18 protein-coding genes are annotated in these 22,388 nt (G+C 67.1%); 5 read left to right on the forward strand and 13 right to left on the reverse strand.

The window, feature by feature from the left end:
- Nucleotides 1–212: 212 nt before the first annotated feature.
- The 5 genes from QE373_RS10720 to QE373_RS10740 all read right to left on the reverse strand — a co-directional run bounded on the left by QE373_RS10720 (nt 213) and on the right by QE373_RS10740 (nt 4,686).
- Nucleotides 213–749 (reverse strand): adenine phosphoribosyltransferase, encoded by a 537-nt coding sequence (locus QE373_RS10720; RefSeq protein WP_309686271.1) that lies wholly within the window; start codon nt 747–749, stop codon nt 213–215.
- A gap of 80 nt (nt 750–829) precedes the next feature.
- A complete protein-coding gene (locus QE373_RS10725) occupies nt 830–2,398 on the reverse strand; it encodes a protein adenylyltransferase SelO family protein (RefSeq protein ID WP_309686274.1) in 1,569 nt (522 codons plus the stop codon).
- Nucleotides 2,399–2,440: 42 nt separating this feature from the next.
- Nucleotides 2,441–3,130: a glutathione S-transferase gene (locus tag QE373_RS10730; protein ID WP_309686276.1), complete on the reverse strand. Its 690-nt coding sequence runs from the start codon at nt 3,128–3,130 to the stop codon at nt 2,441–2,443.
- Between the two features lie 159 nt (nt 3,131–3,289).
- Nucleotides 3,290–3,499: a cold-shock protein gene (locus QE373_RS10735; protein ID WP_042615064.1), complete on the reverse strand. Its 210-nt coding sequence runs from the start codon at nt 3,497–3,499 to the stop codon at nt 3,290–3,292.
- A gap of 284 nt (nt 3,500–3,783) precedes the next feature.
- The gene (locus QE373_RS10740) at nt 3,784–4,686 is read right to left on the reverse strand and encodes a pseudouridine synthase (protein ID WP_309686284.1); all 903 of its coding nucleotides are present in this window, start codon (nt 4,684–4,686) and stop codon (nt 3,784–3,786) included.
- Nucleotides 4,687–4,728: 42 nt separating this feature from the next.
- Between QE373_RS10740 and QE373_RS10745 the strand changes: the two genes are divergently transcribed.
- From QE373_RS10745 to QE373_RS10755, 3 genes are all read left to right on the forward strand, one after another.
- A complete protein-coding gene (locus tag QE373_RS10745) occupies nt 4,729–5,277 on the forward strand; it encodes a YaeQ family protein (protein WP_309686287.1) in 549 nt (182 codons plus the stop codon).
- Between the two features lie 5 nt (nt 5,278–5,282).
- Nucleotides 5,283–6,467: an NAD(P)/FAD-dependent oxidoreductase gene (locus QE373_RS10750; protein WP_057508482.1), complete on the forward strand. Its 1,185-nt coding sequence runs from the start codon at nt 5,283–5,285 to the stop codon at nt 6,465–6,467.
- A gap of 92 nt (nt 6,468–6,559) precedes the next feature.
- The gene (locus QE373_RS10755) at nt 6,560–8,629 is read left to right on the forward strand and encodes an EAL domain-containing protein (protein ID WP_309686290.1); all 2,070 of its coding nucleotides are present in this window, start codon (nt 6,560–6,562) and stop codon (nt 8,627–8,629) included.
- Between the two features lie 139 nt (nt 8,630–8,768).
- Here the strand turns inward: QE373_RS10755 and fabV are convergent, their stop codons facing one another.
- From fabV to queA, 7 genes are all read right to left on the reverse strand, one after another.
- A complete protein-coding gene (gene fabV, locus QE373_RS10760) occupies nt 8,769–10,028 on the reverse strand; it encodes an enoyl-ACP reductase FabV (protein ID WP_309686292.1) in 1,260 nt (419 codons plus the stop codon).
- Nucleotides 10,029–10,250: 222 nt separating this feature from the next.
- Nucleotides 10,251–10,841, reverse strand: a complete 591-nt coding sequence (locus QE373_RS10765) for an outer membrane beta-barrel protein (RefSeq protein WP_309686293.1) — start codon at nt 10,839–10,841, stop codon at nt 10,251–10,253.
- A gap of 201 nt (nt 10,842–11,042) precedes the next feature.
- Entirely contained in the window at nt 11,043–12,017 is a 975-nt protein-coding gene (gene secF, locus QE373_RS10770; protein WP_309686297.1) for a protein translocase subunit SecF, read from the reverse strand.
- Between the two features lie 19 nt (nt 12,018–12,036).
- Nucleotides 12,037–13,890 carry a protein translocase subunit SecD gene (gene secD, locus QE373_RS10775; protein ID WP_185000368.1) on the reverse strand — a complete coding sequence of 618 codons (1,854 nt, stop codon included), beginning with the start codon at nt 13,888–13,890 and terminating at the stop codon, nt 12,037–12,039.
- Between the two features lie 62 nt (nt 13,891–13,952).
- Nucleotides 13,953–14,297, reverse strand: coding sequence for a preprotein translocase subunit YajC (gene yajC / locus QE373_RS10780; RefSeq protein WP_042615071.1), 345 nt, complete (start codon nt 14,295–14,297; stop codon nt 13,953–13,955).
- A 131-nt stretch (nt 14,298–14,428) separates the two neighbouring features.
- Nucleotides 14,429–15,559 (reverse strand): tRNA guanosine(34) transglycosylase Tgt, encoded by a 1,131-nt coding sequence (gene tgt / locus QE373_RS10785; RefSeq protein WP_057508479.1) that lies wholly within the window; start codon nt 15,557–15,559, stop codon nt 14,429–14,431.
- A gap of 463 nt (nt 15,560–16,022) precedes the next feature.
- Nucleotides 16,023–17,087, reverse strand: a complete 1,065-nt coding sequence (gene queA / locus QE373_RS10790) for a tRNA preQ1(34) S-adenosylmethionine ribosyltransferase-isomerase QueA (RefSeq protein ID WP_309686309.1) — start codon at nt 17,085–17,087, stop codon at nt 16,023–16,025.
- 213 nt (nt 17,088–17,300) lie between these two features.
- Here queA and QE373_RS10795 point away from each other — a divergent pair, with 213 nt between their 5' ends.
- Both QE373_RS10795 and QE373_RS10800 read left to right on the forward strand, forming a co-directional pair.
- Nucleotides 17,301–18,797, forward strand: coding sequence for an aminotransferase class III-fold pyridoxal phosphate-dependent enzyme (locus tag QE373_RS10795; protein WP_309686312.1), 1,497 nt, complete (start codon nt 17,301–17,303; stop codon nt 18,795–18,797).
- Between the two features lie 111 nt (nt 18,798–18,908).
- The gene (locus tag QE373_RS10800) at nt 18,909–19,502 is read left to right on the forward strand and encodes a TIGR00730 family Rossman fold protein (RefSeq protein WP_057687281.1); all 594 of its coding nucleotides are present in this window, start codon (nt 18,909–18,911) and stop codon (nt 19,500–19,502) included.
- Here the strand turns inward: QE373_RS10800 and QE373_RS10805 are convergent.
- Nucleotides 19,499–22,327 (reverse strand): EAL domain-containing protein, encoded by a 2,829-nt coding sequence (locus QE373_RS10805; protein ID WP_309686316.1) that lies wholly within the window; start codon nt 22,325–22,327, stop codon nt 19,499–19,501. The two genes, QE373_RS10800 and QE373_RS10805, sit on opposite strands and share 4 nt — an antisense overlap.
- Nucleotides 22,328–22,388: the final 61 nt, after the last annotated feature.

Below are 22,388 nucleotides of genomic sequence, written 5' to 3' on the forward strand. Positions count from 1 at the left end.
CGACAATTTCGCCATCGGCCGACAAGGTCGGACTTGTTACACAGCCTGCAACGGTCGTCACCCACCGGGGCGAAGCGTTGACGGCCAGCGGCCGTCACTACCGAAGCGAAGCGTTGACGGCCAGCGGCCGTCACTACCGATGCTAAGCGTTGACGGCCAGCGGCCGTCACTACCCAGGGATGCCCCGGTTGCGCGGCGCGCGGGCGGTTGCTTCAGTACACCAGTTCGGTGTGCAGCGGCAGGCCGGCTTCCCAGCGGGCACGGCCGCCCAGTCCATCCAGTTCCACCAGTACGCCGGCGCCGACCACGTCCACGCCCAGTCGACGCACCAGCGACAGCGCCGCCACCAGCGTGCCGCCGGTCGCCAGCACGTCATCGATGATCGCCACGCGGGCACCGGCCGGCAGGGCGTCGGCATGCACTTCGATGCAGTCGCTGCGGTACTCCAGCGTGTATTCCTCGCGCAGCACCTTGCCCGGCAGCTTGCCCGGCTTGCGCACCGGCACGAAGCCCACGCCCAGCTCCAGCGCCATCGCCGCGCCGAGGATGAAGCCACGCGACTCGATGCCGACCACCGCATCCAGCTGCAGGTCGCGCCAGCGGGCGCTCATGGCCTGGATCGCCGCACGGAAATCATCGCCATCGGCGAGCAGCGGCATGATGTCCTTGAACAGGATGCCCGGCTTGGGGAAATCAGCGATGTCGCGCAGGCGCGATGCCCACTGCGGTTCGACGTGTGCGTCGGTCATTGCAAGGCCAGCGTTGTAGGGCGGCATAGGGTAACAGGCCGGTCGGCGGGCTGCTGCGGGTGGCCCCGATGGCCGGCCGCTCACGAACTGCAGGACAGCATCGAACAGCCGGCCTTGTGATCGGCCCATGCTGGGCGCCTGCCGGCGTAATGCTCCAGCCCGGCCCGTTCGGTATACGGATCACGCAAGACCTCCTGCAGTGCCCGCACGCCGCCCATGTCGCCCTCGCTGGCGCGCTCGATCGCTTCCTGGGCCAGCCAGTTGCGCAGCACGTACAGCGGGTTGGCGCGCGTCATCCGCGCGATCCGTTCCGCTGCCTCGAGCGGATCGGCACGCAGGCGCGTGGCGTAGTCGTGCAGCCATTGCAGCAGCGGCTCGCGCACTGCTGCCTGGCGTGCGGGGTCATAGAACACGCCGTCGAGCACCGCGGGATCCGGCGACGCCACGTCCAGCCCGATCAGCGCCCGGTACGCCAGGGTCATGTCCATCGCCCCGTCCTGCATCAGCTGCTGCCAGCGCTGGTGCAGCTGCAGGTCGGCCGCATCGGCTGCGGACAGGCCCAGCTTCGCCGCCACGTCGCGCCGGGTGCAGGCGGCCAGCGTGGCCTGGAAGGCATCCAGTCCAGCCTGCAGCGGCTGCACGTCGGCAAACAGCGGCGCCAGCGCCTGCGCCAGCCGGGTGAGGTTCCAGAACACCACCTGCGGCTGGGTACCGAAGCGGTAACGGCGTCCCTGCGCATCGGTGGTGTTGGGCGTCCAGTCCGGATCGTAGTCTTCCACCCAACCGTACGGACCATAGTCGATGGTGAGGCCGAGCACGGACATGTTGTCAGTGTTCATCACGCCGTGGACAAAGCCCACGCGCATCCAGTGCGCCACCATTTCCGCACTGCGCACGGCGATCTGGCCGAACCAGTCACCCATCAGCGCTTCGCCGCTGCCCTGCAGTTCGGGGAAATCGCGCGCGATGCAGGTGTCCGCCATCTGCTGCAGCAGCTCCTGTTCGCCGCGCGATGCGGGCAGCTCGAAGCTGCCGAAGCGCAGGAACGAAGGCGCCACGCGGCACACGATGGCACCGGGTTCGATGTCCGGATGACCGTCGTAGAACATGTCGCGCAACACGCCCTCGCCGCTGCCGACCAGCGACAGCGCGCGCGTGGTGGGCACACCCAGATGGTGCATCGCCTCGCTGCACAGGAATTCACGTATCGACGAACGCAGCACGGCGCGCCCATCGGCGCCGCGCGAATACGGCGTCGGTCCGGCGCCCTTCAGTTGCAGTTCCCAGTGGCGCCCGTCGGCGGCGACCAGTTCCCCCAGCGAGATCGCCCGTCCGTCGCCCAGTTGCCCAGCCCAGCGACCAAACTGATGGCCGCCGTAGTTGGCGGCCCACGGCTGCATGCCCTGCAGCAGCGCGTTGCCGGCGAACACCTCGGCAAAATCCGCGCTGTCCACGAAGCCGGCCGGAAGTCCCAGCAGGTCGGCCACTTCAGGCCACACCGCCAGCGTGGACGGCGCGGTGACCGGCGTCGGCATGACCGCCGACCAAGCCGCGCCGCGTACCTCACGGCGCTGGTTGGACAGCTCCGGGTCGCCGGGGAGGCGCTGGATCAGGCGGTTGTCGAAACGGGGGGTGTCAGCAGTATCCATGCCCCCGACATGGGGGCGGCCGGACCCAGCGGCAAGATGCCCTCAGCGCCCGCTGAGCGCCTCCAGGCTGCCGCCGCGGGCCACGGCACGCTGGTAGCCCGGGCGCTGTTCGATGCGCTGCAGGAAGCCGCGCAGCGCCGGCTTGTCGGCCAACCCTTCGCCGCGGCTGGCGGCGGCCTGGATCGGGAAGCTCATCTGGATATCGGCGGCGGTGAAGCGCTTGCCGGCAAACCACGGGCTGGCGGCCAGCCGCTGCTCCATCCAGTCCAGGTGCAGGCGGCGCTGCGGCCCGACGAACCCCTTTTCGGCCTTGTCGGCGATAGCGCGCGCGATGGGTTTGGCGAAGAACGGCATCGGCGCGTTGCGGATCCGCGACATCACCAGGGTCAGCAGCATCGGCGGCATCGCCGAACCTTCGGCGTAATGCAGCCAGTAACGGTAGGCCATGCGCTCGTCCGAAGCGGCCGGCAGCGGTGCAGGCGACAACACGCGCTCGCTGTCATAGCTGTCGGCCAGGTAATCCAGGATGGCACCGGATTCGGCCAGCACCCGCGTGCCGTCCTGCAGCACCGGGGCCTTGCCCAGCCCATGCACCTGCCGCAGCTCCGGCGGCGCCAGCATGGTCTTCGCATCACGCGCGTACTGCTTCAGCTCGTAGGCCAGCCCGAGTTCTTCCAGCATCCACAGCACGCGCAGCGAGCGGGAGTTGTCGAGGTGGTGGACGGTGAGCATGCGGGCGATCCGTGGAGTCAGGTGGGTACAGGGTAGAGAGCGGGGATCGGCGAACGCGTGACGACGAACGGTCGCCACCCACCACCGCAATGCAGGCAAAAAAAAACGCCGGAAGCTTTCGCTTCCGGCGTTTCTGGCTACCTTACGGCAGCAAGCGGATCAGACCGCCTGCACCTGGTCAGCCTGCATGCCCTTCTGGCCCTGCACGGCGACGAAGGTCACCTTCTGGCCTTCCTGCAGCGACTTGAAGCCGTTGCCCTGGATGGCACGGAAGTGCACGAACAGGTCCGGGCCGCTTTCCGGGGTGATGAAGCCGAAGCCCTTGGCATCGTTGAACCACTTGACGGTACCGCTCTGACGATCAGACATCTTTGAAACTCCTGAAACAATGTGAAATAAATCGCAGCCACCGGATATCGGGGCCGAGACTGAGTTGCAGGCGTTGGCAAAGCGGATCGATGGAGCAGATCGTGAGATCAACTGCACCAGGCCACGATTTACGGTGACCCTAGCAAACACAGTGAGACGGACGATACGCGTGTTTGTTCTAAAAAGCGATAGGCAGTGCGTTCATGGTCCACCGCCCGGGCGCAGCTGTGCCAAGGCGCGAGGCCGGATCGGGGCGCACGCGGCCTCCCAATTCAGTTTCCGCCCTACGCCTCTTCCGGTGCAGCCAGCGTCAAGGTGCTGGTGAAGCAGCGCGATTCATCGCTGAAGGGGTCGCTGAACAACAGGCGGCGGGCCAGCAGTTGCAACGGTCGGCGATGGTCACCCGGCGGCTGCGGCGCGTAGGCCGGATACAGGTCATCGCCCAGTATCGGCGCCCCCAGGGCCGCCATGTGCACGCGCAGCTGGTGCTTGCGCCCGGTCACCGGCTGCAGCCGGTAGCGCCAGACCGGACCCTGGCGCTCGACCACCTCGATGCGGGTCTCACTGTTGGGCTCGCCCTCCTCTTCGCGCATGCAGTGGAACGGTTCGCCTTTCTGCAGCCGGCTGTGGCGCTGCAGCGGGAACGACCGCCCCGGCAGCGCGGGCGCCAGCGCCTCGTAGACCTTGTCGATCCGGCGCTCACGGAACAGCCGCTGGTAGGCATCCCGGCTGTCGCGGCGGGTGGAGAACAGCACCAGCCCGGCGGTCAGGCGGTCCAGCCGGTGCAACGGCACCAGGTCCGTGTTGCCGGTGGCGGCCACCAGCCGGGCCAGCAGGGTCTGCTGCACATGGCCGCCGGCCGGCACCACCGGCAGGAAATGCGGCTTGTCGGCCACCAGCAGGTGGGCGTCGTGGTGCACGATGCTCTCGCTGAAGGGAATGACCGGTTCATCCTCGACTTCACGGAAGTAGCGGATTTCCAGTCCCACCTGCCAGGCCTGGCCGGGGCGCAGCGCCCTGCCCTGCGCATCCTGCACCCGTCCGCGCTGGAAGCGGTCCTGCCACTGGGCGCGGCTGACCCGCGGAAAGCGGGCGCAGAGCCCGTCCAGCAGGCTGTCCCAGCTGCCCGGGGGCAGTTGCAGGCGGCTGGCGGCAACGACGGGAAGGATCGGATCGGACGGGGTCATGGCGCACCCATTATCATGGTGCTCTTTGTCCACGGAAGCCTCATGGCCCTCACCGCCACCATCCGCAAGGCCGAGTTGCAGATCAGCGACATGGATCGCGGCTACTACGCGACCCATAACCTCACCCTCGCCCAGCACCCGTCGGAGACCGACGAGCGCTTGATGGTGCGTCTGCTGGCTTTCGCGCTCAATGCCGAGGACCGGCTGGAGTTCGGCCGCGGGCTGAGCACCGACGACGAACCGGATCTGTGGGAACAGGACTACACCGGTGACATCCTGCGCTGGATCGACCTGGGCCACCCGGACGAATCGCGCGTGCGCAAAGCCTGCAACCGCAGCCGCCAGGTGCAGGTGGTGACCTACGCCGGGCATGCCTCGGATGTGTGGTGGCAGAAGCAGGGCAAGGCGCTGGAGCGCTTCAACAACCTGTCCGTGCTGGACCTGCCGGGCGCCTTCGTGGAGCAGTGGAGCCAGCTTATCCAGCGTGCCATGCGCTGGAGCGTGCTGATCCAGGACGCCGAAGTGCAGCTGATCAACGACCAGATGCAGCTGGATGTCATCCCGGCCTGGCGCAAGCGCGCCAAGGAGTGAGCAGCGTGGCGGCAACGCGGTGCGATGTGCTGGTGGTCGGCGCGGGCGCGGCCGGGCTGATGTGTGCGCTCACCGCCGGCCAGCGCGGGCGCGTGGTGCAGGTGATCGACCATGCCAACAAGGTCGGCAAGAAGATCCTGATGTCCGGCGGCGGTCGCTGCAACTTCACCAACACCGGCACCACCCCGGCCAACTTCGTGTCGGCCAACCCGCATTTCTGCAAATCCGCGCTGGCGCGCTACACGCCGGCGGACTTCATCGAACTGGTCGAGCGGCACCGCATCGCGTACCACGAAAAGGAACTCGGCCAGCTGTTCTGCGATGTGTCGTCCAAGCAGATCGTCAAGATGCTGGTGGACGAGTGCGTGGAGGCCGGCGTGCAGGTCCGCACCGACTGCGCGGTGCAGCGGATCGAACGCGGCAGCGACGGCTTCCATGTGCAGACCGCGCACGGCATGTTCTTCGCCGCCTCGCTGGTGGTGGCCACCGGGGGGCTGTCCATCCCCAGCCTGGGCGCCACCGGCTTCGGCTATGAGATCGCCAGGCAGTTCGGCCACGATGTGCTGCCCACCCGCGCCGGGCTGGTGCCGCTGACCCTCAGCGGTACCCACCAGCAGCGCCTGGCGGACCTGTCCGGGGTGGCGCTGCCGGTGGAAGCGCGCAGCAATGGCATGGCCTTCCGCAACTCGCTGCTGATCACCCACCGCGGCATCAGCGGCCCGGCGATCCTGCAGATCTCCTCGTTCTGGCAACCTGGTGATGCGCTTGAACTGGACCTGCTGCCGGGCCAGGACGCAGACCACTGGCTGCGCGCGATGAAACGCGAGCGCCCGGACGCGGCCCTGCGCACGGTGCTGGCCGAGGTGCTGCCCAAGCGCCTGGCGCAGCGCCTGTGCGAGCACTGGCTGCCGGACCGCCCGGTCAAGCAGATCGATGAGCCGCAGCTGCGCCAGGCCGCCGCCCTGCTCGCCGGCTTCCCGCTGGTGGCCAGTGGTACCGAGGGCTACCGCACCGCCGAAGTCACGCTCGGCGGGGTGGACACCGCGCAGGTTTCGTCATCCACCTTTGAATCGCGCAAGGTGCCGGGCCTGCATTTCATCGGCGAGGTGCTCGACGTGAGCGGCTGGCTGGGCGGTTACAACTTCCAGTGGGCGTGGGCCAGCGGCCACGCCGCCGGCAGCGTGGTCTAGCCGCGGCCCCTCCAGGGCGCGGCCAGCGGGGCCGGCGCATGGACCTGCGGGCGCGCATCGTGTATCTAATGGGCAGCTTGGGGAGCCTTTGAATGCAGAACTCGAATGACATCACGCTGCGCCTGGTGATCGTGGATGACAGCGGCGAGAACGCTGAAGCGATCGTCAGCGCGCTGCGCAACAGTGGCATCGCGGTGCGGCCGTCGCGGCCGCAGGACGTGGGCGAACTGGGGCAGGTACTGGCCGGGCAGCCGATCGACCTGGTACTGGCCGCGCCGCAGCAGTCGATCAGCCTGGCCCAGGTCTCGCAGCAGATCGCCGCCAGCGGCAAGGACGTGCCGCTGATCCTGCTGGTGGACCACATCGAGGAAGATGCGCTGGTCGAAGCCAGCGCGCACGGCCTGCGCGCGCTCGCGCTGCGGCCGCGGCCGGAACACCTGCTGGCGGTGGTGCGCGACCAGTGGGTCGACCTGCAGGCACGCCGCGGACTGCGCCGGATCGAGGCGCAGATGCGCGAGACCGAACGCCGCTGCGACGCGCTGATCGCCTCCTCGCGCGACCCCATCGCCTATATCCATGAAGGCATGCACATCCGCGCCAACGATGCCTACCTGGAGATGTTCGGGTTCGAAAGCTTCGACGACGTGGAAGGTATTTCGCTGCTCGACATGGTGGCCGCGCAGCACGTGGAAGGCTTCAAGCAGCTGCTCAAGGGCCTGAGCAAGGGCGAGCCGCCGCCGCCGCAGTATCAGATCGACGCCCGCCACCAGGATGGCAACGCGTTCGCGGCGACGATGGAGTTCACCAGTGCGAGCTACGAAGGCGAGTCCTGCCTGCAGGTGGTATTCCGCCGCCGGCTGGAACTGGACCCCGAACTGGCCCGCGAAGTGGAGGAACTGCGCCAGCGCGACCAGGTCACCGGCCTGCTCAACCGCCCCACCTTCATGGTGCAGGTGGAGAACGCGGTGGCCCAGGCCAGCCGCAGCGAAGGCCGTTCCGGCCTGCTGCTGGTCGAACCGGACCATTACGCGCGCCTGCTGCCGGACATCGGGCTGGATTCGGCCGACGCGCTGATCGCCTCCATGGCCGCGCTGCTCAACGAAACGGTCGGCAGCCAGGCGCAGCTGGCCCGCTTCGGCGAGCACAGCTTCGCGGTGCTGCTCGACGGCGCCTTCGCCGATACCTCGGCCCTGGCCGAACGCATCCGCAGCGCCTATGCCGCGCATGTGTTCAGCATCGGCGAGCGCTCGGCCACGGTCACCGTCAGCATCGGCGGCGTGCAGGTCGGCGAGAAGATCGCCAGCATCGGCCAGGTGCTGGCGCGTGCCACCACCTGCGTGCAGGCCGCGGCCGAACTGGGCAACAGCGTGCGCATCTTCGACCCGGCCGCCACCGATCGGGTGGAAGAAGAGCGCATCGCGCGCTGGGTCAACCGGATCCGCGAAGCGGTGGACGGCGATGGCTTCCAGCTGCATTACCAGCCGGTGCTGAACCTGCAGGGCGAATCGCGCGAACTGTACGAAGCCTACCTGCGACTGGACAACAACGGCGAACTGATGAGCCCGGTCGCCTTCCTCGGCATCGCCGAAGAACACGGCCTGCTGGCCGACATCAACCGCTGGGTGGTGCGCCGTGCGATCGCCATCCTGGGCGAACGCCAGCGCGCCGGCCATGCCACCCACATGCTGGTCAAGATCACCCCGGAATCGTTCGCCGATCCGCTGCTGATCAGCACGCTGCGCGATGAGCTGCAGGCGCATGGCGTGCCCGGCGACCGGCTGTGGCTGCATGCCCCGGAATCCAAGGTGTTCACCCACCTGCGCAATGCCCAGCAGTTCCTGCAGGCGGTCGCCCCGCTGGGCTGCCGGATCGGGCTGGAGCAGTTCGGTTCGGGGCTGGATTCGTTCCAGCTGCTGGCGCATTTCCAGCCGCAGTTCCTGAAGCTGGACCGCGGTTTCACCCGCGACGCGGCGAGCACGCGCGAGAACTTCGACAAGATCAAGGAAATCACCGAACGCGCGCAGGCGGCCAACATCGCCACCGTTGCCGAGTTCGTCACCGACGCCAATTCCATGACCCTGCTGTTCAGCGCAGGCGTGGATTACGTGCAGGGCGAGTTCGTCGGCGAGGCCTTGCCGCGGATGGAGTTCGATTTCGGTTGAGGTCCGGGCGGCAGTGACGGCCGTTGGCCGTCAGCGTTCTGCCTTGGTGGGTGACGACCGTGGGTCGTCACGCCGCTGCGCTCGCCGAGCATGGCTCGGCGCTACCGTGGCTCCGGTAGTGACGGCCGCTGGCCGTCACTCAGGTCATGTCGACCAGGTTGTCGATCTTCACGTCCGCATCCACGTCGGCGTCGTAGTCCACGCCCTCCACGCCGAAGCCGAACAGGCGCAGGAAGTCGGCCTTGTAGCCTTCCAGGTCGCTGATCTCGTACAGGTTCTCATCGGTGACCTGCGGCCACAGCTGCAGCACTTCGGCCTGCACGCCCGGCGCCATTTCCTTGTAGTCCGCGCGCAGGCGGCCGGCCTCGTCGATCAGCTCGACGTGGCGGCCATCGGCGTCGGTCAGGTCGTGGCGCAGGCGCTCCACCGCCGTGCCGTCGGCCTTGCCGCCGTAAAGGATGTCGTACAGCACGTCGAGCTGCTCGATGCAGCCTTCGTGGGTGCCCTTTTTCTTCATCACCTTGAACAGCAGCGACAGGTACAACGGCATGGTCGGGATCGCCGAACTGGCCTGGGTGACCACCGCCTTCAGCACCGATACGCGTGCGTCGCCGCCGATCGCCGCCAGCTTATCGCGCAGGCCCAGCACCTTCTGGTCCAGGTCCTTCTTGGCCGCACCGATGCTGCCGTTCCAGTAGATCGCCTGGGTGATCTCTTCACCGACATAGGTGAACGCGGTGGTGCTGCAGCCGTCAGCCAGCACGCCGGCCGCAGCCAGCGCGTCGATCCACATCTGCCAGTCTTCGCCGCCCATCACCGCCACGGTGCCGGCGATCTCTTCCTCGGTGGCCGGCTCCAGGTGGGTTTCGGTCAGCTTGACCTTGTCGGTGTCCAGGCCGCGCAGGGTGATCGGCGCGCCGATCGGCTTGAGCGTGGAATTGATCACCTCGCCGGTCTTCGGGTGCTTGCGACGCGGGGACGCCAGACTGTAGACCACCTGGTCGACCTGGCCGAGGTCGGCCTTGATCAGCGCGATGACCTGCTCCTTCACTTCATCGGAGAACGCATCGCCGTTCACGCTCTTCGCATACAGTCCGGCCTGGCCGGCGTACTTGTGGAACGCAGCCGAGTTGTACCAGCCGGCGCTGCCGGGCTTGGTTTCGCTGCCGGGCTTTTCGAAGAACACGCCCAGGGTGGCGGCGTCGCTGCCGAAGGCGGCGGTGATGCGCGCTGCCAGGCCGTAGCCGGTGGAGGCGCCGATGACGAGCACGCGCTTGGGACCGTTGACGATCTTCGGTCGGGCGCTGATGTAGTCGATCTGCTGCTTGACCGCCGCATCGCAGCCGGTGGGATGGGTGGTGACGCAGATGAAGCCGCGGACGCGCGGTTTGATGACCATGGAGACCTCGGTGTGGGACTGGCGCAGCGCGGGGCCGCGCATACGCTCAACGCGGGAATCGTAGTGTGCGGCGGGATTATGCACAACCGACGGCGGCGTATCGTTTCCCGTGGCGCGGCAGCGACGCCCGCGTCATGTGCGCGGGCCGGCAAACAAGAAGCCCCGCATTCGCGGGGCAAGATTGCAACGGGCCCGCCGGCTCACGCGCGGCAGTTGTCGCGGTCAGAACCGGTACTGGAAGCCCAGCGTGGTGCTGCCAACGCGGTACTTGTGCTTTTCACCTACGACGCCGAAGTCCCCCTTGTTGAGGCCATCCACGTCCAGGCGAAGCGCAGCGCGGTCGTTGATCCAGTACCGGGCACCCGCGCCCAGGCCGATCACAAGGGCACGATCATCGAAACTCGGCGACGATGCCGTGCTTGACATGTCACTCCACTCCACTCCCGCCGACACCTTGCCGAGCAGCTCGAAATTCTCGCCGATCGGAATGATGCCGAGTGCAGAAACCCGCACCCCCTGGTTGCCGAAGCTGCGCCCGTCGCGCAACGCGATCTTTCGCTTCAGCACAGAGTGAATATCCCCTTCGACGGCGAAGTTGCGGTTGACACGATAGCCCGCACCGAGACCCATGCTGCTGGAATGGCCGGTGTCCTTTTGGCTCAGGCCATCCACGGTGGACCGGTCGCTCACGCCGGTAACGCCGATGTCCGCGAACCCATAGGTGCCCTCGCGGTCAGCGGCATGCGCCAGCGACGGCACTGTGCCGGCCAGCATCAGCAGGGAAGATACAGCGAGAATTTGGGCACTACGCATGGCAGTTGCCTTGTATGTTGACGGAAGTCGCATGTTCTCCGGCCGCCCTGCGAGAAGGAATAGGACGCAGCCGAGAAATACAGGCGTGGCGCGCCGTTCTTTGCTGCAGTTCATGTCGCGCAGCGGTCAGGCCTGAAGGCTTCCGCCAACGAAAAAACCCCGCTTGTGCGGGGTTTTTCGAATCAACAGGCCGACACCCCGTTACGGGCGGCGGGCGAGCGCTTCCACGTCCTTGGTCTTGGGCAGCAGGTCCTGCTTGGTCACCGCGAGGACGCCCATGGTCAGCAGCGGGCAGGCGATGAAGATCGAGGACAGCGTGCCGATGACCGCGCCGATCATCTGGCTCAGGGCCAGTCCTTCCAGCGAACCGCCGCCGTAGATGTACAGCGCCAGCACGGACAGGAAGAACACCAGCGAGGTGATGATGGTGCGCGACAGGGTCTGGTTGATCGAGCGGTTCATCACTTCCAGCGGCTCGACGCGCAGGCTGCGGAAGTTTTCACGTACGCGATCGAAGACCACGATAGTGTCGTTGATGGAGAAACCCATCACCGACAGCAGGCCGGCCAGCACGGTCAGGTCGAACTCGCGGCCGCTGAAAGAGAAGTAGCCCGCCACCACCAGCACGTCGAACAGGGTGGTGATGATGGCCACCACTGCGAACTTCCATTCGAAGCGGAACCCGATGTAGATCAGGAAGCCGACCAGCACGAACAGCGCGGCGTACAGGCCGTTCAGGGCCAGCTCCTTGCCGACCTGCGGACCGACGAACTCCGAGGACAGCACGGTGGCGGCATTGCCTTCCAGCGACACCGCCGTACGCACCGCTTCGGCGGTGCGGTTGTTGGCCTCGCCGGCGCTTTCGCCTTCGGCCTGGGCCTGCGGCTGCAGGCGGATCAGCAGGTTGCTGCCGCTGCCGAAGCTCTGCACCTGGGCACCGGCATAGCCGGCGGTCTCCAGGTGCTCGCGTACGGCGTCGACGTCGGCCGGCCGGTCGAAACGCACTTCCACCACGGTACCGCCGGTGAAATCCAGCGCGTAGTTGAAGCCCTTGCCGATGATGCTGCCGAGGGCGGCGATGAACACCAGCGCGGCGATGCCGATGGCGATCCATCGGGTGCGCATGAAGTCGAACTTGGTGTCGTTCGGTATCAGGTGGAGCGGAAACAATTTCATGGTATCGATCCTTTTCCCGTCAGATGGCCAGGGTCTTGAGCTTCTTGCGGCGGCCGTAGACCAGCACTGCAAGGGCACGGGAAACGGTAATGGCGGTGAACATCGAGGCGATGATGCCGACGATCATGGTCACTGCGAAGCCCTTCAGCGGGCCGGTACCGAACGCATACAACGCAACACCTGCCAGGATGCCGGTCAGGTTGGCGTCGAGGATGGTGCCCGACGCCTTTTCGTAACCGGCCACGATGGCGGCCTTGGCGGGCATGCCCGCACGCAGCTCTTCACGGATACGTTCGTTGATCAGCACGTTCGCATCCACCGACAGGCCGATCGACAACGCCAGGCCGGCAAAGCCCGGCAGGGTCATGGTGGCGCCGAACAGCGACATCACCGCGACCACGATCAGCAGGTTGAACAGCATCGCCACCGAGGTGATGACACCGAACATGCGGTAGTACACGGTGAAGAACACCAGCGTGAACAGGAAGGCGAAGCCCACCGCGGTGACACCGCGCTGCACGTTCTCCGCACCCAGGCTGGGGCCGACGATCTTTTCTTCCACGAAGTCCATCGGCGCGGCCAGCGAGCCGGATTTCAGCAGCTTGGCCAGGTCTTCGGACTCACGCTTCTCCAGGCCGGTGGTCTGGAAGTTCTTGCCGAACACGCCGTTGATGTTGGCCACCGAGATGACCTCTTCCTTGACCCGGAAGCTGCGCACTTCCTTGCCATCGACGGTTTCCACGGTGGGGATGCGCTCGGTGTACACCACCGCCATCGGCTTGTTCACGTTGGCGCTGGTGAAGTCGAACATGCGCTGACCGCCGACATTGTTCAGCGTCACGCTGACCGCCGCCGAACCGTTCTGGTCGGTGGTGGCCTGCGCGGCGACCATCTGGTCACCGGTGACGATCACGCGCTTGGCCAGCAGCACCGGGCCGCGGTTGTCGCGCAGCTGGTAGACCTTGGCTTCCGGCGGAATACGACCGCTGGTGATGGCGTCCTGCGCGTTGCCTTCGACCACGGCGCGGTATTCCAGCGTAGCGGTGGCACCGATCATGCGCTTGGCTTCGGCGGTGTCCTGCACGCCCGGCAGCTGCACGACCACGCGGTCGGCACCCTGGCGCTGGATGATCGGCTCGGCCACGCCAAGCTGGTTGACGCGGTTGCGCAGCGTGTTGACGTTCTGCTCGATGGCGCCGTTGGCGATGGCGTCCAGTTCGGCGTCGGGCAGGCTGACGGTCACGCGGTTGCCGCTGACTTCAAAACCCAGCGTCGGCTGCGACTTGAACAGCGCATCACGGGCACGCAGGCCGGCACCCTCGCCCGCGCTCGGGCTCAGGTTGGCGACGATGGTGTTGTCCGCCCGGCGCTCGACCGACTGGTAGGGAATGCGTGCATCACGCAGGGTGGTGCGCACGTCTTCGGTGTAGCCGTCCAGGCGCTTGTCGAGGGCAGCCTTCTGGTCGACCTGCAGCACGAAATGCACGCCGCCCTGCAGATCCAGGCCCAGCGTCATCGGCCGTGCGCCCAGGTTGGACAGCCAGTCCGGCACGGTAGAGGCCAGGTTCAGCGCCACCACGTAATCCTCGCCGACGCTCTGCTTCAGCACGTCGTTGGCGGCGGTCTGCGCCTGCAGGTCGGGCAAGCGGACGATCAGGCTGTCGCCTTCCACTTCGGCCGCCATCGGGGTGACGCCGGCCTGCTTGAGGTCGGCCAGCACGCGGTCACGCAGCGCTGAATCCACCAGGCCGCCGCGGTTGGCGGTGATCTGGATGGCCGGATCCTTCTGGTAGATGTTGGGCAGCGCATACAGCGTGCTGATCGCCAGGACGATCAGGATGACGACGTACTTCCAGCGTGGAAATTCGAGCATTGCGAGGTTCCCGCGCGGCGCCATCCCCGGCGCCGCGGTTGTGCTTCAGAAAAGGGAGTGGATCAGACAGCCGACTTCAGGGTACCGGCCGGCAGCACGTTGCCGACGGCGCCCTTCTGCACGCGGATGCGCACGTTGTCAGCGACTTCCAGGGTGACGAAGTTGTCGCCGATGTCGGTGACCACGCCGGCGATGCCACCGTTGGTCAGCACTTCGTCGCCGCGCTTGATCTTCTCCAGCATGGCCTTGTGCTCCTTCTGCCGCTTCATCTGCGGGCGGATCATCAGGAAGTACATGATGGCGATCAGGATGACCGGGAACAGCAGGGTGGTCATGGTGAAGCCCTGCGGTTGGCCGCCGGCAGCCTGGGCGTGGGCGGCGGGAATCAGGAAAGCAAGCAGGTTCATCGTGGAGTCCTTTGGTTGGGCGGCGCTCCGGTGCCACAAGTGGCCGGGCGCGACCGCAGATCGGTGTCAGCCGTGAAGTATGCCACGGGCCCAGGGATTCGTCCTTGGGCCCTTCGGCAGGGGGCGGCCGCTCAAAGTGGCGGTACGGCAGCCCCCCGGGCTGCGTAGAAAGACCCGCGAAAGGCCTCGAAGGTTCCCGCGGCGATGGCAGCGCGCATGTCGGCCATCAGCTTTTCGTAGTAGAACAGGTTGTGCAGGGTGCCCAGCATCGGCGCCAGCATTTCATTGCAGCGGTCCAGGTGGCGCAGGTAGGAGCGGGTATAGCCGCCGCTGCAGGCAAAGCAGCCGCAGCCCGGTTCGATCGGGTCCATGTCGCGCTCGTAGCGGGCGTTGCGGATGCGCACGGTGCCGAAGGAGGTGAAATAGTGGCCGTTGCGCGCGTTGCGGGTGGGCATCACGCAGTCGAACATGTCCACGCCGCGGGCCACGCCTTCCACCAGGTCTTCCGGCCGGCCCACGCCCATCAGGTAGCGCGGGCGGTCTGCCGGCAGCACCGGATTGAGGTGGTCCAGCATGGCATTGCGTTCATGCTCGGGTTCGCCCACGGCCAGCCCGCCGATGGCATAGCCGTCAAAGCCGATCTGCTGCAGGGCGTCGGCCGAGCGGCTGCGCAGGTCGGTATGCACCCCGCCCTGGACGATGCCGAACAGCGCGGCATCGTTGCCCAGGGCATCGTGGGCATCGCGCGAACGCTGGGCCCAGCGCAGGCTGAGTTCCATCGAGCGGCGGGCGACGTCTTCGGTCGCCGGGTACGGCGTGCATTCGTCGAAGATCATCACCACGTCCGAATCCAGCACCTTCTGGATCTTCATGCTTTCCTCGGGGCCGAGGAAGACGCGGGCGCCGTCGGTGGGCGAGGCGAAGGTAACGCCCTGTTCGGTGATCTTGCGGCGATGCGCCAGCGAGAACACCTGGAAGCCGCCGGAATCGGTCAGGATCGGGCCGTCCCAGCGCGCGAAGCCGTGCAGGCCACCGTGGTCGGCGATGACGTCCAGGCCGGGGCGCAGGTAGAGGTGGAAGGTATTGCCGAGGATGATTTCCGCGCCCAGGGCACGCACCTGGTCGGGGAAGATGCCCTTGACCGAGCCATAGGTACCAACCGGCATGAACGCGGGGGTTTCCACGGTTCCGCGCGGGAAGGTCAGGCGGCCCCGGCGGGCACGGCCATCAGTGGTCTGGAGCTGGAACTGCAGTCGGGACATGGTGCGGTTGTTCGGGACAGATAGCGTTGTATTGTCTCGCACTTTTCGGTTTACCGCTAAGAGCGTGGCGCCTCGGGTGTCTTCGCGGGGCGCGGGTGGGGCAGGCTGCGCGGGACACGCCGCAAGTACGTCCCTGTAGGCTGCATCGCCGCATCCATGCGGCTCAGCGTCCCGCGCAACCTGCCCCACCCGCCCCTCCCGCATTCCGCGCCTGCCGCGGCGGATAGAAACCAACGGCGCCGACCCACCGCTTTTATCCCCCTCCCCCACCGCACGGGCGGCTCTACCTCCGGCCGCGCGCGGGAAACTGTCAGGCGAGCCGGGAACAGGCCCCACGGGACCGTTGGAGCCCCGGATGGGCGGAAACGAGACTCCATGGATGGATTCACGGCGTGTCCCGTGGGGCCTGTTCCCGGCTCGCAACACGGGGACCGCACGGCCGCGCAAACCGACGGAAACCCGATCAGCCCTGCGGGAACAACAACATCGCATCGCCGTAGCTGAAGAAGCGGTAGCGCTGCTCGATCGCATGACGGTACGCCTCGAACACCCGCTCCTTGCCCGCAAACGCGGAAATCATCATCAACAGCGTGCTCTCCGGCAGGTGGAAGTTGGTCACCATCGCGTCCACGCTGCGGATCCGGTAGCCGGGGGTGATGAAGATCTGGGTCTCCCCGGCAAACGGCAGCAGCTCGCCATCGCGCATCGCGCTTTCCAGCGCCCGCACCACCGTGGTCCCCACCCCGATCACCCGGCCACCGGCCTCGCGCGTGCGCCGCACCTGCTGCACCAGCTCGGCGCCGACGTTCAGCCATTCGCGGTGCATCACGTGGTCTTTCAGATCCTCCGCGCGGACCGGCTGGAAAGTGCCCGCGCCCACATGCAGGGTGACATGGCCAAAACCCACGCCCTTGGCCTGCAGGGCCGCCAGCAGCGCATCATCGAAGTGCAGGCCGGCGGTCGGCGCGGCGACCGCACCGATCTCGCGCGCAAACACCGTCTGGTAGCGCTCACGATCATCCAGCCCCGGCTCGCGCTGGATATAAGGCGGCAACGGCAGCCGGCCGGCATGCAGCAGCCACTGTTCCAGCGGCTCGGGTACATGGAACTGCAGCACGTAGAACTCGCCATCGCGGCCCAGCACTTCCACCTCGCCACCGGCGTCCAGGGCGATGCGGCTGCCCGGCTTGGGGGTCTTGCTGGCCCCCACCTGCGCCCGCGCCTGCTGCGCGCCCAGCAGGCGTTCGATCAGGATCTCCACCCGGCCGCCGGTCGCCTTCTGGCCGAACAGCCGCGCCGGGATCACCCGGGTGTCGTTGAACACCAGCAGATCACCTTCGCGCAGCAGCGCGGACAGGTCGCGCACATGCGCATCCTGCAGCGCGCCCGGCGCAGGGGGCACCAGCAGCAGCCGGCTGGCCGAGCGCTCCGGCAGCGGCGCCTGGGCAATCAGTTCAGCGGGAAGGTCGTAATGGAAATCGGACTTCTTCAAGGGAACACGCAGCAACAGGTCGGCAATGGCGCGCATTGTACGACCGGCCACCGATGGACAGCGCAGTTGGCGGCAAACGCCCGCGAAAATGCTGCCATGCAGCAGCGAACGCACGGGGTTATCGCGCAAAAAACCGCGTGCTAGCATCGAAATGGAAGTCCGAATGCACGAGCCATGACCCGACACGCGCGCTTGCCGCGCGTTGTGCTTTTACGGGGCCGTGCGACCTATCGTTTCAGGAGATCTGCAATGAGCTTCATCGAACGCCTCGCCCCCCTCCGCGCCCAGCCCGGCACCCGCCTGACCACCGGCCTGGATGACGCCACGCTGGAGCGCCTTGCCGCCTCCCACCCCGCACTGGTGGCCGCAGTGGACGCCGCCGCGGCCGCATTCTCCCGTCTGCAGGGTGAGCTGGGCGAGGTGCTGGCGCTGGACGAACAGGCCCAGATCGACGCCATGCAGGACGGCTTCATCAACTTCTACGCCGACGACGCGGTGACCCCGTATGTCGCCCTGACCGCACGCGGCCCGTGGGTGGTCACGCTCAAAGGAGCGGTGCTGTACGACGCCGGCGGCTACGGCATGCTCGGCTTCGGCCATACCCCGGATGCGGTGCTGGAGGCGATGGCCCAGCCGCAGGTGATGGCCAACATCATGACCCCCAGCCTGTCCCAGCAGCGCTTCATCAAGGCACTGCGCGCGGAGATCGGCCATCGCCGCGGCGGCTGCCCGTTCACCCGCTTCATGTGCCTCAACTCCGGTTCCGAAGCGGTCGGCCTGGCCGCACGCATCGCCGATGTGAACAGCAAGCTGCAGACGGATCCGGGCGCCCCGCATGCCGGTGCCACGGTCAAGCGCGTGGTGATCAAGGGCAGCTTCCATGGTCGCACCGACCGCCCTGCCCTGTACTCCGATTCCAGCCGGCGCACCTACCAGCAGCACCTGGCCAGCTACCGCGACGAAGACTCGGTGATCGCCCTCGCCCCGTACGACGAAGCCGCCCTGCGCGCGGTCTTCGACGAGGCGGCGCGCAACAACTGGTTCATCGAAGCGGTGTTCCTGGAACCGGTGATGGGCGAAGGCGATCCGGGACGCTCGGTGCCGCCGGCGTTCTATGCGCTGGCGCGCGAACTGACCCGCGCCCACGGCAGCCTGCTGCTGATCGACTCCATCCAGGCCGGGCTGCGCGCGCATGGCGTGCTGTCGGTCGTGGATTACCCCGGCTTCGAAGGCCTGGACGCGCCGGACATGGAAACCTATTCGAAGGCGCTCAACGCCGCCCAGTACCCGCTGTCGGTGCTGGCGGTGAACGAACGCGCCGCACAGCTCTACCGCAAGGGCATCTACGGCAACACCATGACCAGCAACCCGCGTGCGCTGGACGTGGCCTGCGCCACGCTGGCCCAGCTCACCCCGGAAGTGCGCGGCAACATCGCCGAACGCGGCGTGGAGGCGCTGCGCCGGCTGGAAAAGCTCAAGGACGAACTGGGCGGGCTGATCACCAAGGTGCAGGGCACCGGCCTGCTGTTCTCCTGCGAACTGGCGCCGCAGTTCAAGTGCTACGGCGCCGGTTCCACCGAAGAATGGCTGCGCCGCCAGGGCGTCAACGTGATCCACGGCGGCGAGCGCTCGCTGCGCTTCACCCCGCACTTCGGCATGGACAGCAGCGAGCTGGAACTGCTGGTCGGCATGGTCGGCCGCGCCCTGCGCGAAGGCCCGCGCCGCGAACAGGCCCAGGCGGCCTGAACCCCGCCTCCGCTGGCACCGGGCAGCGTCCGCTGCCAGCGGGTAAAATGTGCCGCATACTGATCCCGCACCCCGCCCCTGGCGGGGCGCTTTCGTTTCAAGGAATACCCAATGAAGTCCCTCTGTGTTTACTGCGGCTCCAACGCGGGCAGCAAGCCGATCTATACCGAGCGCGCGATCGCGCTGGGTGACCGCATCGCCCGCGACGGCCTGCGCCTGGTCTACGGCGGCGGCAACGTCGGCCTGATGGGCACGGTGGCCAATGCCGCGCTGGAAGCCGGCGGCGAAGTCACCGGCGTGATCCCCCAGCAGCTGGCGGACTGGGAAGTCGCACACCGCGGCCTGACCACGCTGGAAGTGGTCGGCTCCATGCACGAGCGCAAGTCGCGCATGTTCGAGCTCTCCGATGCCTTCGTCGCGCTGCCCGGCGGCTTCGGCACCATGGAAGAAATTTTCGAGATGCTGACCTGGCGCCAGCTCGGCATCGGCAACAAGCCGTGCGCCTTCCTGGACGTGGACGGTTTCTACGCCCCGCTGATCGGGATGATCGACCGCATGGTCGAAGAGCGCTTCCTGCACCCGGCGCAGCGCGCCGACCTCTGGTACGGCTCGGACATCGACGCGATGCTGGACTGGATGCGCAGCTACGAGCCCGCCCAGGCCTCGAAGTGGATCGACGAAAAGCGCCGCAACGCCCTGGTCTAACGCGGGGCCGGGCGGCCGAGCAGGTAGCCCTGGCCGAAGTCACAGCCCAGGCCCAGCAGGATCTGGCGCTGGCTTTCGGTCTCGATGCCTTCGGCGATGGTGGTGATACCCAAGGTCCGCGCCAGTGACACCACGCCTTCCACCAGCGCCAGGGTGCTCTGCGCGTCCGGGCCGTTGAGTCCGGCGATGAAGCTCTGGTCGATCTTCAGCGTGGAAATCGGGAATCGATGCAGGTAGGACAGCGCCGAGAAACCGGTGCCGAAGTCATCCAGCTGCACCAGGATGCCGCGCTCGCGCAGTGCCTGCAGCACGCGCAGGGTGCGCGGGCCTTCGTCCAGCAGCGCCACTTCGGTGATCTCCAGCCGCAGCCGGTGCGGGTCGGCGTCGAAGGCTTCGATCAAGCCGAACAACCGGTTGCTGAACTCCGCTGAGCGGAAGTGCCGCGGTGACACGTTGACCGACACATAGCCGGTGCCGCCGCGGGCCAGCCCGGCGATCACCTGTTCGTAGATCAGCCAGTCGACCTGTTCGATCAGCCCGCTGCCTTCGCCCAGGTCCAGGAACGCGCCCGGCAGCAGCATGCCGCGCGTCTCGTGCTGCCAGCGCAGCAGGGCCTCGTGGCCGACCACCACGCCGTCGCTGAGCCGCACGATGGGCTGGTAGTACGGCAGGAAATCCTGGTTGATGATCGCCCGGCGCAGGTCCGATTCCAGGTCCAGGCTGCGCATCGCCTGTTCGCGCATGTCCTCGTCGAAGATCGCGCAGCGGTCATGGCCCTGCGCCTTGGCGCGGTACATCGCCGCATCGGCGTCGCGCAGCAGTTCTTCGCCACGCTGGTAGCGCGCATTCCACAGCGCGATGCCCAGGCTGCCCGATGGGAACAGCTCGCGCCCGGCCACCCACATCGATTCCTGCAGGGCCAGCAGCATGCGCTGGGAAAACTCCAATGCCTGCGCAAGCCCGTGCGGGCATTGCAGCAGGATCGCGAACTCATCCCCGCCCAACCGCGCCACCACGTTGCCCGGGCCGAGCATCGACACGATGCGCTTGGCCACCTCGACCAGCATCTGGTCACCGGCCGCATGGCCGATGCTGTCGTTGACCAACTTGAAGCGATCCAGGTCCAGGAACAGCACCGCGAACTCACCGCCTTCGCCCTTGCGGGCGCGCAGCAGCGCGTCCTCCAGCCGGTCCAGCAGGTGGATGCGGTTGGGCAGGCCGGTGAGCCCGTCGTGCATCGCCTGGTGGGTCAGCCGCTGTTCGGCGCGCAGCCGTTCGGCGATCTGCCCCAGCAGCTTCTCGTTCACTTCGCCCAGTTCGCGGGTGCGCTCTTCCACGCGTTGTTCCAGTCCGGCATGCGCCCGTCGCAATCGTTCCTGGTCGCGCTGCCGCGCCAGCCCTACGCCGATGTTCTGCGCCACGAAGGTCAACAGGCGCTGGTCGTGCGCGGTGAACGCCACGTCCGGGCTGTAGCTCTGCACCACGATCACGCCCACCACTTCGTCATCGCGCAGCAGCGGCACGCCGAGCCAGCACTGCGAACGCACGCCGGACTCGCGCACCTGGCCGGCTTCGATCATGGCGTCGATGTCGGCGCGCGCGGCAAGCAGCGGTCGCCGCTCGCGCACCACGTGTTCGGTGAGCCCCTGGCTGAAGGGACGCGGCGCGCGCGAGACGGTGTATTCATCGACCGAATAGACGAACTCGAGCCCGTCCCCTGCCTCGTTGACCAGGGCGATGTAGAAGTTGCGCGCGTCCAGCAACGTGCCGACGATGCCGTGCACCTGCGCGTGGAACTGCGACAGGCTTTCGGCCTGCATCGCCAGTTCGGCGATGCCATACAGCGCGGCCTGCAGCTTTTCGGCACGGCGGCGTTCGAAGACTTCGTCCTGCAGGCTGCGGTTGGCACGCTGCAGTTCCAGCGTGCGTCGTTCCACCTGCCGTTCCAGCTGCACCTGCGCCTGGCGCCGGTCCATCGCGGTGCGCACGTGCTGGGCAACGAAGCCAAGCAGCGCGCGGTCCGCTTCGCCATAGCGGTCATGCTGGTCGTAGCTCTGCACCACGATCGCCCCGCACACCCGGCCTTCGCGCAGCATCGGTACGCCCAGCCAGTCCAGGCTTTCCGGCCCACGCCAGTGCTGCCCGTCCTGGCCGACGGTGGCCAGCAGCTGGCGCGACGGACCACTGAGCGGTTGCCCATGCTGCAGCAGGGCGAAGGTCAGGCTGCCGGGCAGCTCGCTTTCGGCATAGGCGCGCGACGGATCGGCGATGAAATCATCGATCTGGTCGGCGAAGTACAGGAAACGGATGGTCTGCCGCGTGTCGTCATATTCGACGATGAAGCAGTTGTGGGCGTACATCAGGGTGTTCAGCACGCGATGCACATGCCGCAGCATCTCGGCCATTTCCAGTTCGGCACCGGACAGATCGGCAATCTCGTACAGCGCCTGCTGCAGCCGCTTGGCGTCTTCCAGGGCGTGGATCTGGCCGGCCTGGCGCGCCTGCTGCAGCCCCAGCTGCAGGGCCTCGCGCGCGACCAGCCACCAGCCCGCGCTCACCGCTGCACCTTCGACACGCAGGCCGATGCGCGCACCGTCGTGCTGCCATTGCGCGTGCTGCGACGGGTGCGGCCCGGCTACGCGCAATGACGGCATCGCCTGCGGCGGATGGCACTGGCTCCCCTGCCCCAGCAGCGGATCGTCCCAGTCCACCCACAGACAGGCACGGTCTGGCAGCAGGCCACACAGGGCCTCCAGCAATCCGGTGGTCACCACCGCTTTGCCCGGTGTTTCCATCGTGGGTGCAACGATCTGGCTGGACAACATGACGACCCCATGGTGCGGGAACTCCCGGCACCTCCCCTGTGCGCGGAGCATAGCGCTTTCC

This window comes from Stenotrophomonas sp. SORGH_AS_0321, from assembly GCF_031453215.1.
GTDB classification, from domain to species: Bacteria; Pseudomonadota; Gammaproteobacteria; order Xanthomonadales; family Xanthomonadaceae; genus Stenotrophomonas; species Stenotrophomonas chelatiphaga.

Coding starts and splice junctions, on each gene's coding strand:
- QE373_RS10720 (WP_309686271.1), bottom strand. CDS start 749: ATGACCGACGCACACGTCGAACCGCAGTGGGCATCGCGCCTGCGCGAC.
- QE373_RS10725 (WP_309686274.1), bottom strand. CDS start 2,398: ATGGATACTGCTGACACCCCCCGTTTCGACAACCGCCTGATCCAGCGC.
- QE373_RS10730 (WP_309686276.1), bottom strand. CDS start 3,130: ATGCTCACCGTCCACCACCTCGACAACTCCCGCTCGCTGCGCGTGCTG.
- QE373_RS10735 (WP_042615064.1), bottom strand. CDS start 3,499: ATGTCTGATCGTCAGAGCGGTACCGTCAAGTGGTTCAACGATGCCAAG.
- QE373_RS10740 (WP_309686284.1), bottom strand. CDS start 4,686: ATGACCCCGTCCGATCCGATCCTTCCCGTCGTTGCCGCCAGCCGCCTG.
- QE373_RS10745 (WP_309686287.1), top strand. CDS start 4,729: ATGGCCCTCACCGCCACCATCCGCAAGGCCGAGTTGCAGATCAGCGAC.
- QE373_RS10755 (WP_309686290.1), top strand. CDS start 6,560: ATGCAGAACTCGAATGACATCACGCTGCGCCTGGTGATCGTGGATGAC.
- fabV (WP_309686292.1), bottom strand. CDS start 10,028: ATGGTCATCAAACCGCGCGTCCGCGGCTTCATCTGCGTCACCACCCAT.
- QE373_RS10765 (WP_309686293.1), bottom strand. CDS start 10,841: ATGCGTAGTGCCCAAATTCTCGCTGTATCTTCCCTGCTGATGCTGGCC.
- secF (WP_309686297.1), bottom strand. CDS start 12,017: ATGAAATTGTTTCCGCTCCACCTGATACCGAACGACACCAAGTTCGAC.
- secD (WP_185000368.1), bottom strand. CDS start 13,890: ATGCTCGAATTTCCACGCTGGAAGTACGTCGTCATCCTGATCGTCCTG.
- yajC (WP_042615071.1), bottom strand. CDS start 14,297: ATGAACCTGCTTGCTTTCCTGATTCCCGCCGCCCACGCCCAGGCTGCC.
- tgt (WP_057508479.1), bottom strand. CDS start 15,559: ATGTCCCGACTGCAGTTCCAGCTCCAGACCACTGATGGCCGTGCCCGC.
- queA (WP_309686309.1), bottom strand. CDS start 17,087: ATGCGCGCCATTGCCGACCTGTTGCTGCGTGTTCCCTTGAAGAAGTCC.
- QE373_RS10795 (WP_309686312.1), top strand. CDS start 17,301: ATGAGCTTCATCGAACGCCTCGCCCCCCTCCGCGCCCAGCCCGGCACC.
- QE373_RS10800 (WP_057687281.1), top strand. CDS start 18,909: ATGAAGTCCCTCTGTGTTTACTGCGGCTCCAACGCGGGCAGCAAGCCG.
- QE373_RS10805 (WP_309686316.1), bottom strand. CDS start 22,327: ATGTTGTCCAGCCAGATCGTTGCACCCACGATGGAAACACCGGGCAAA.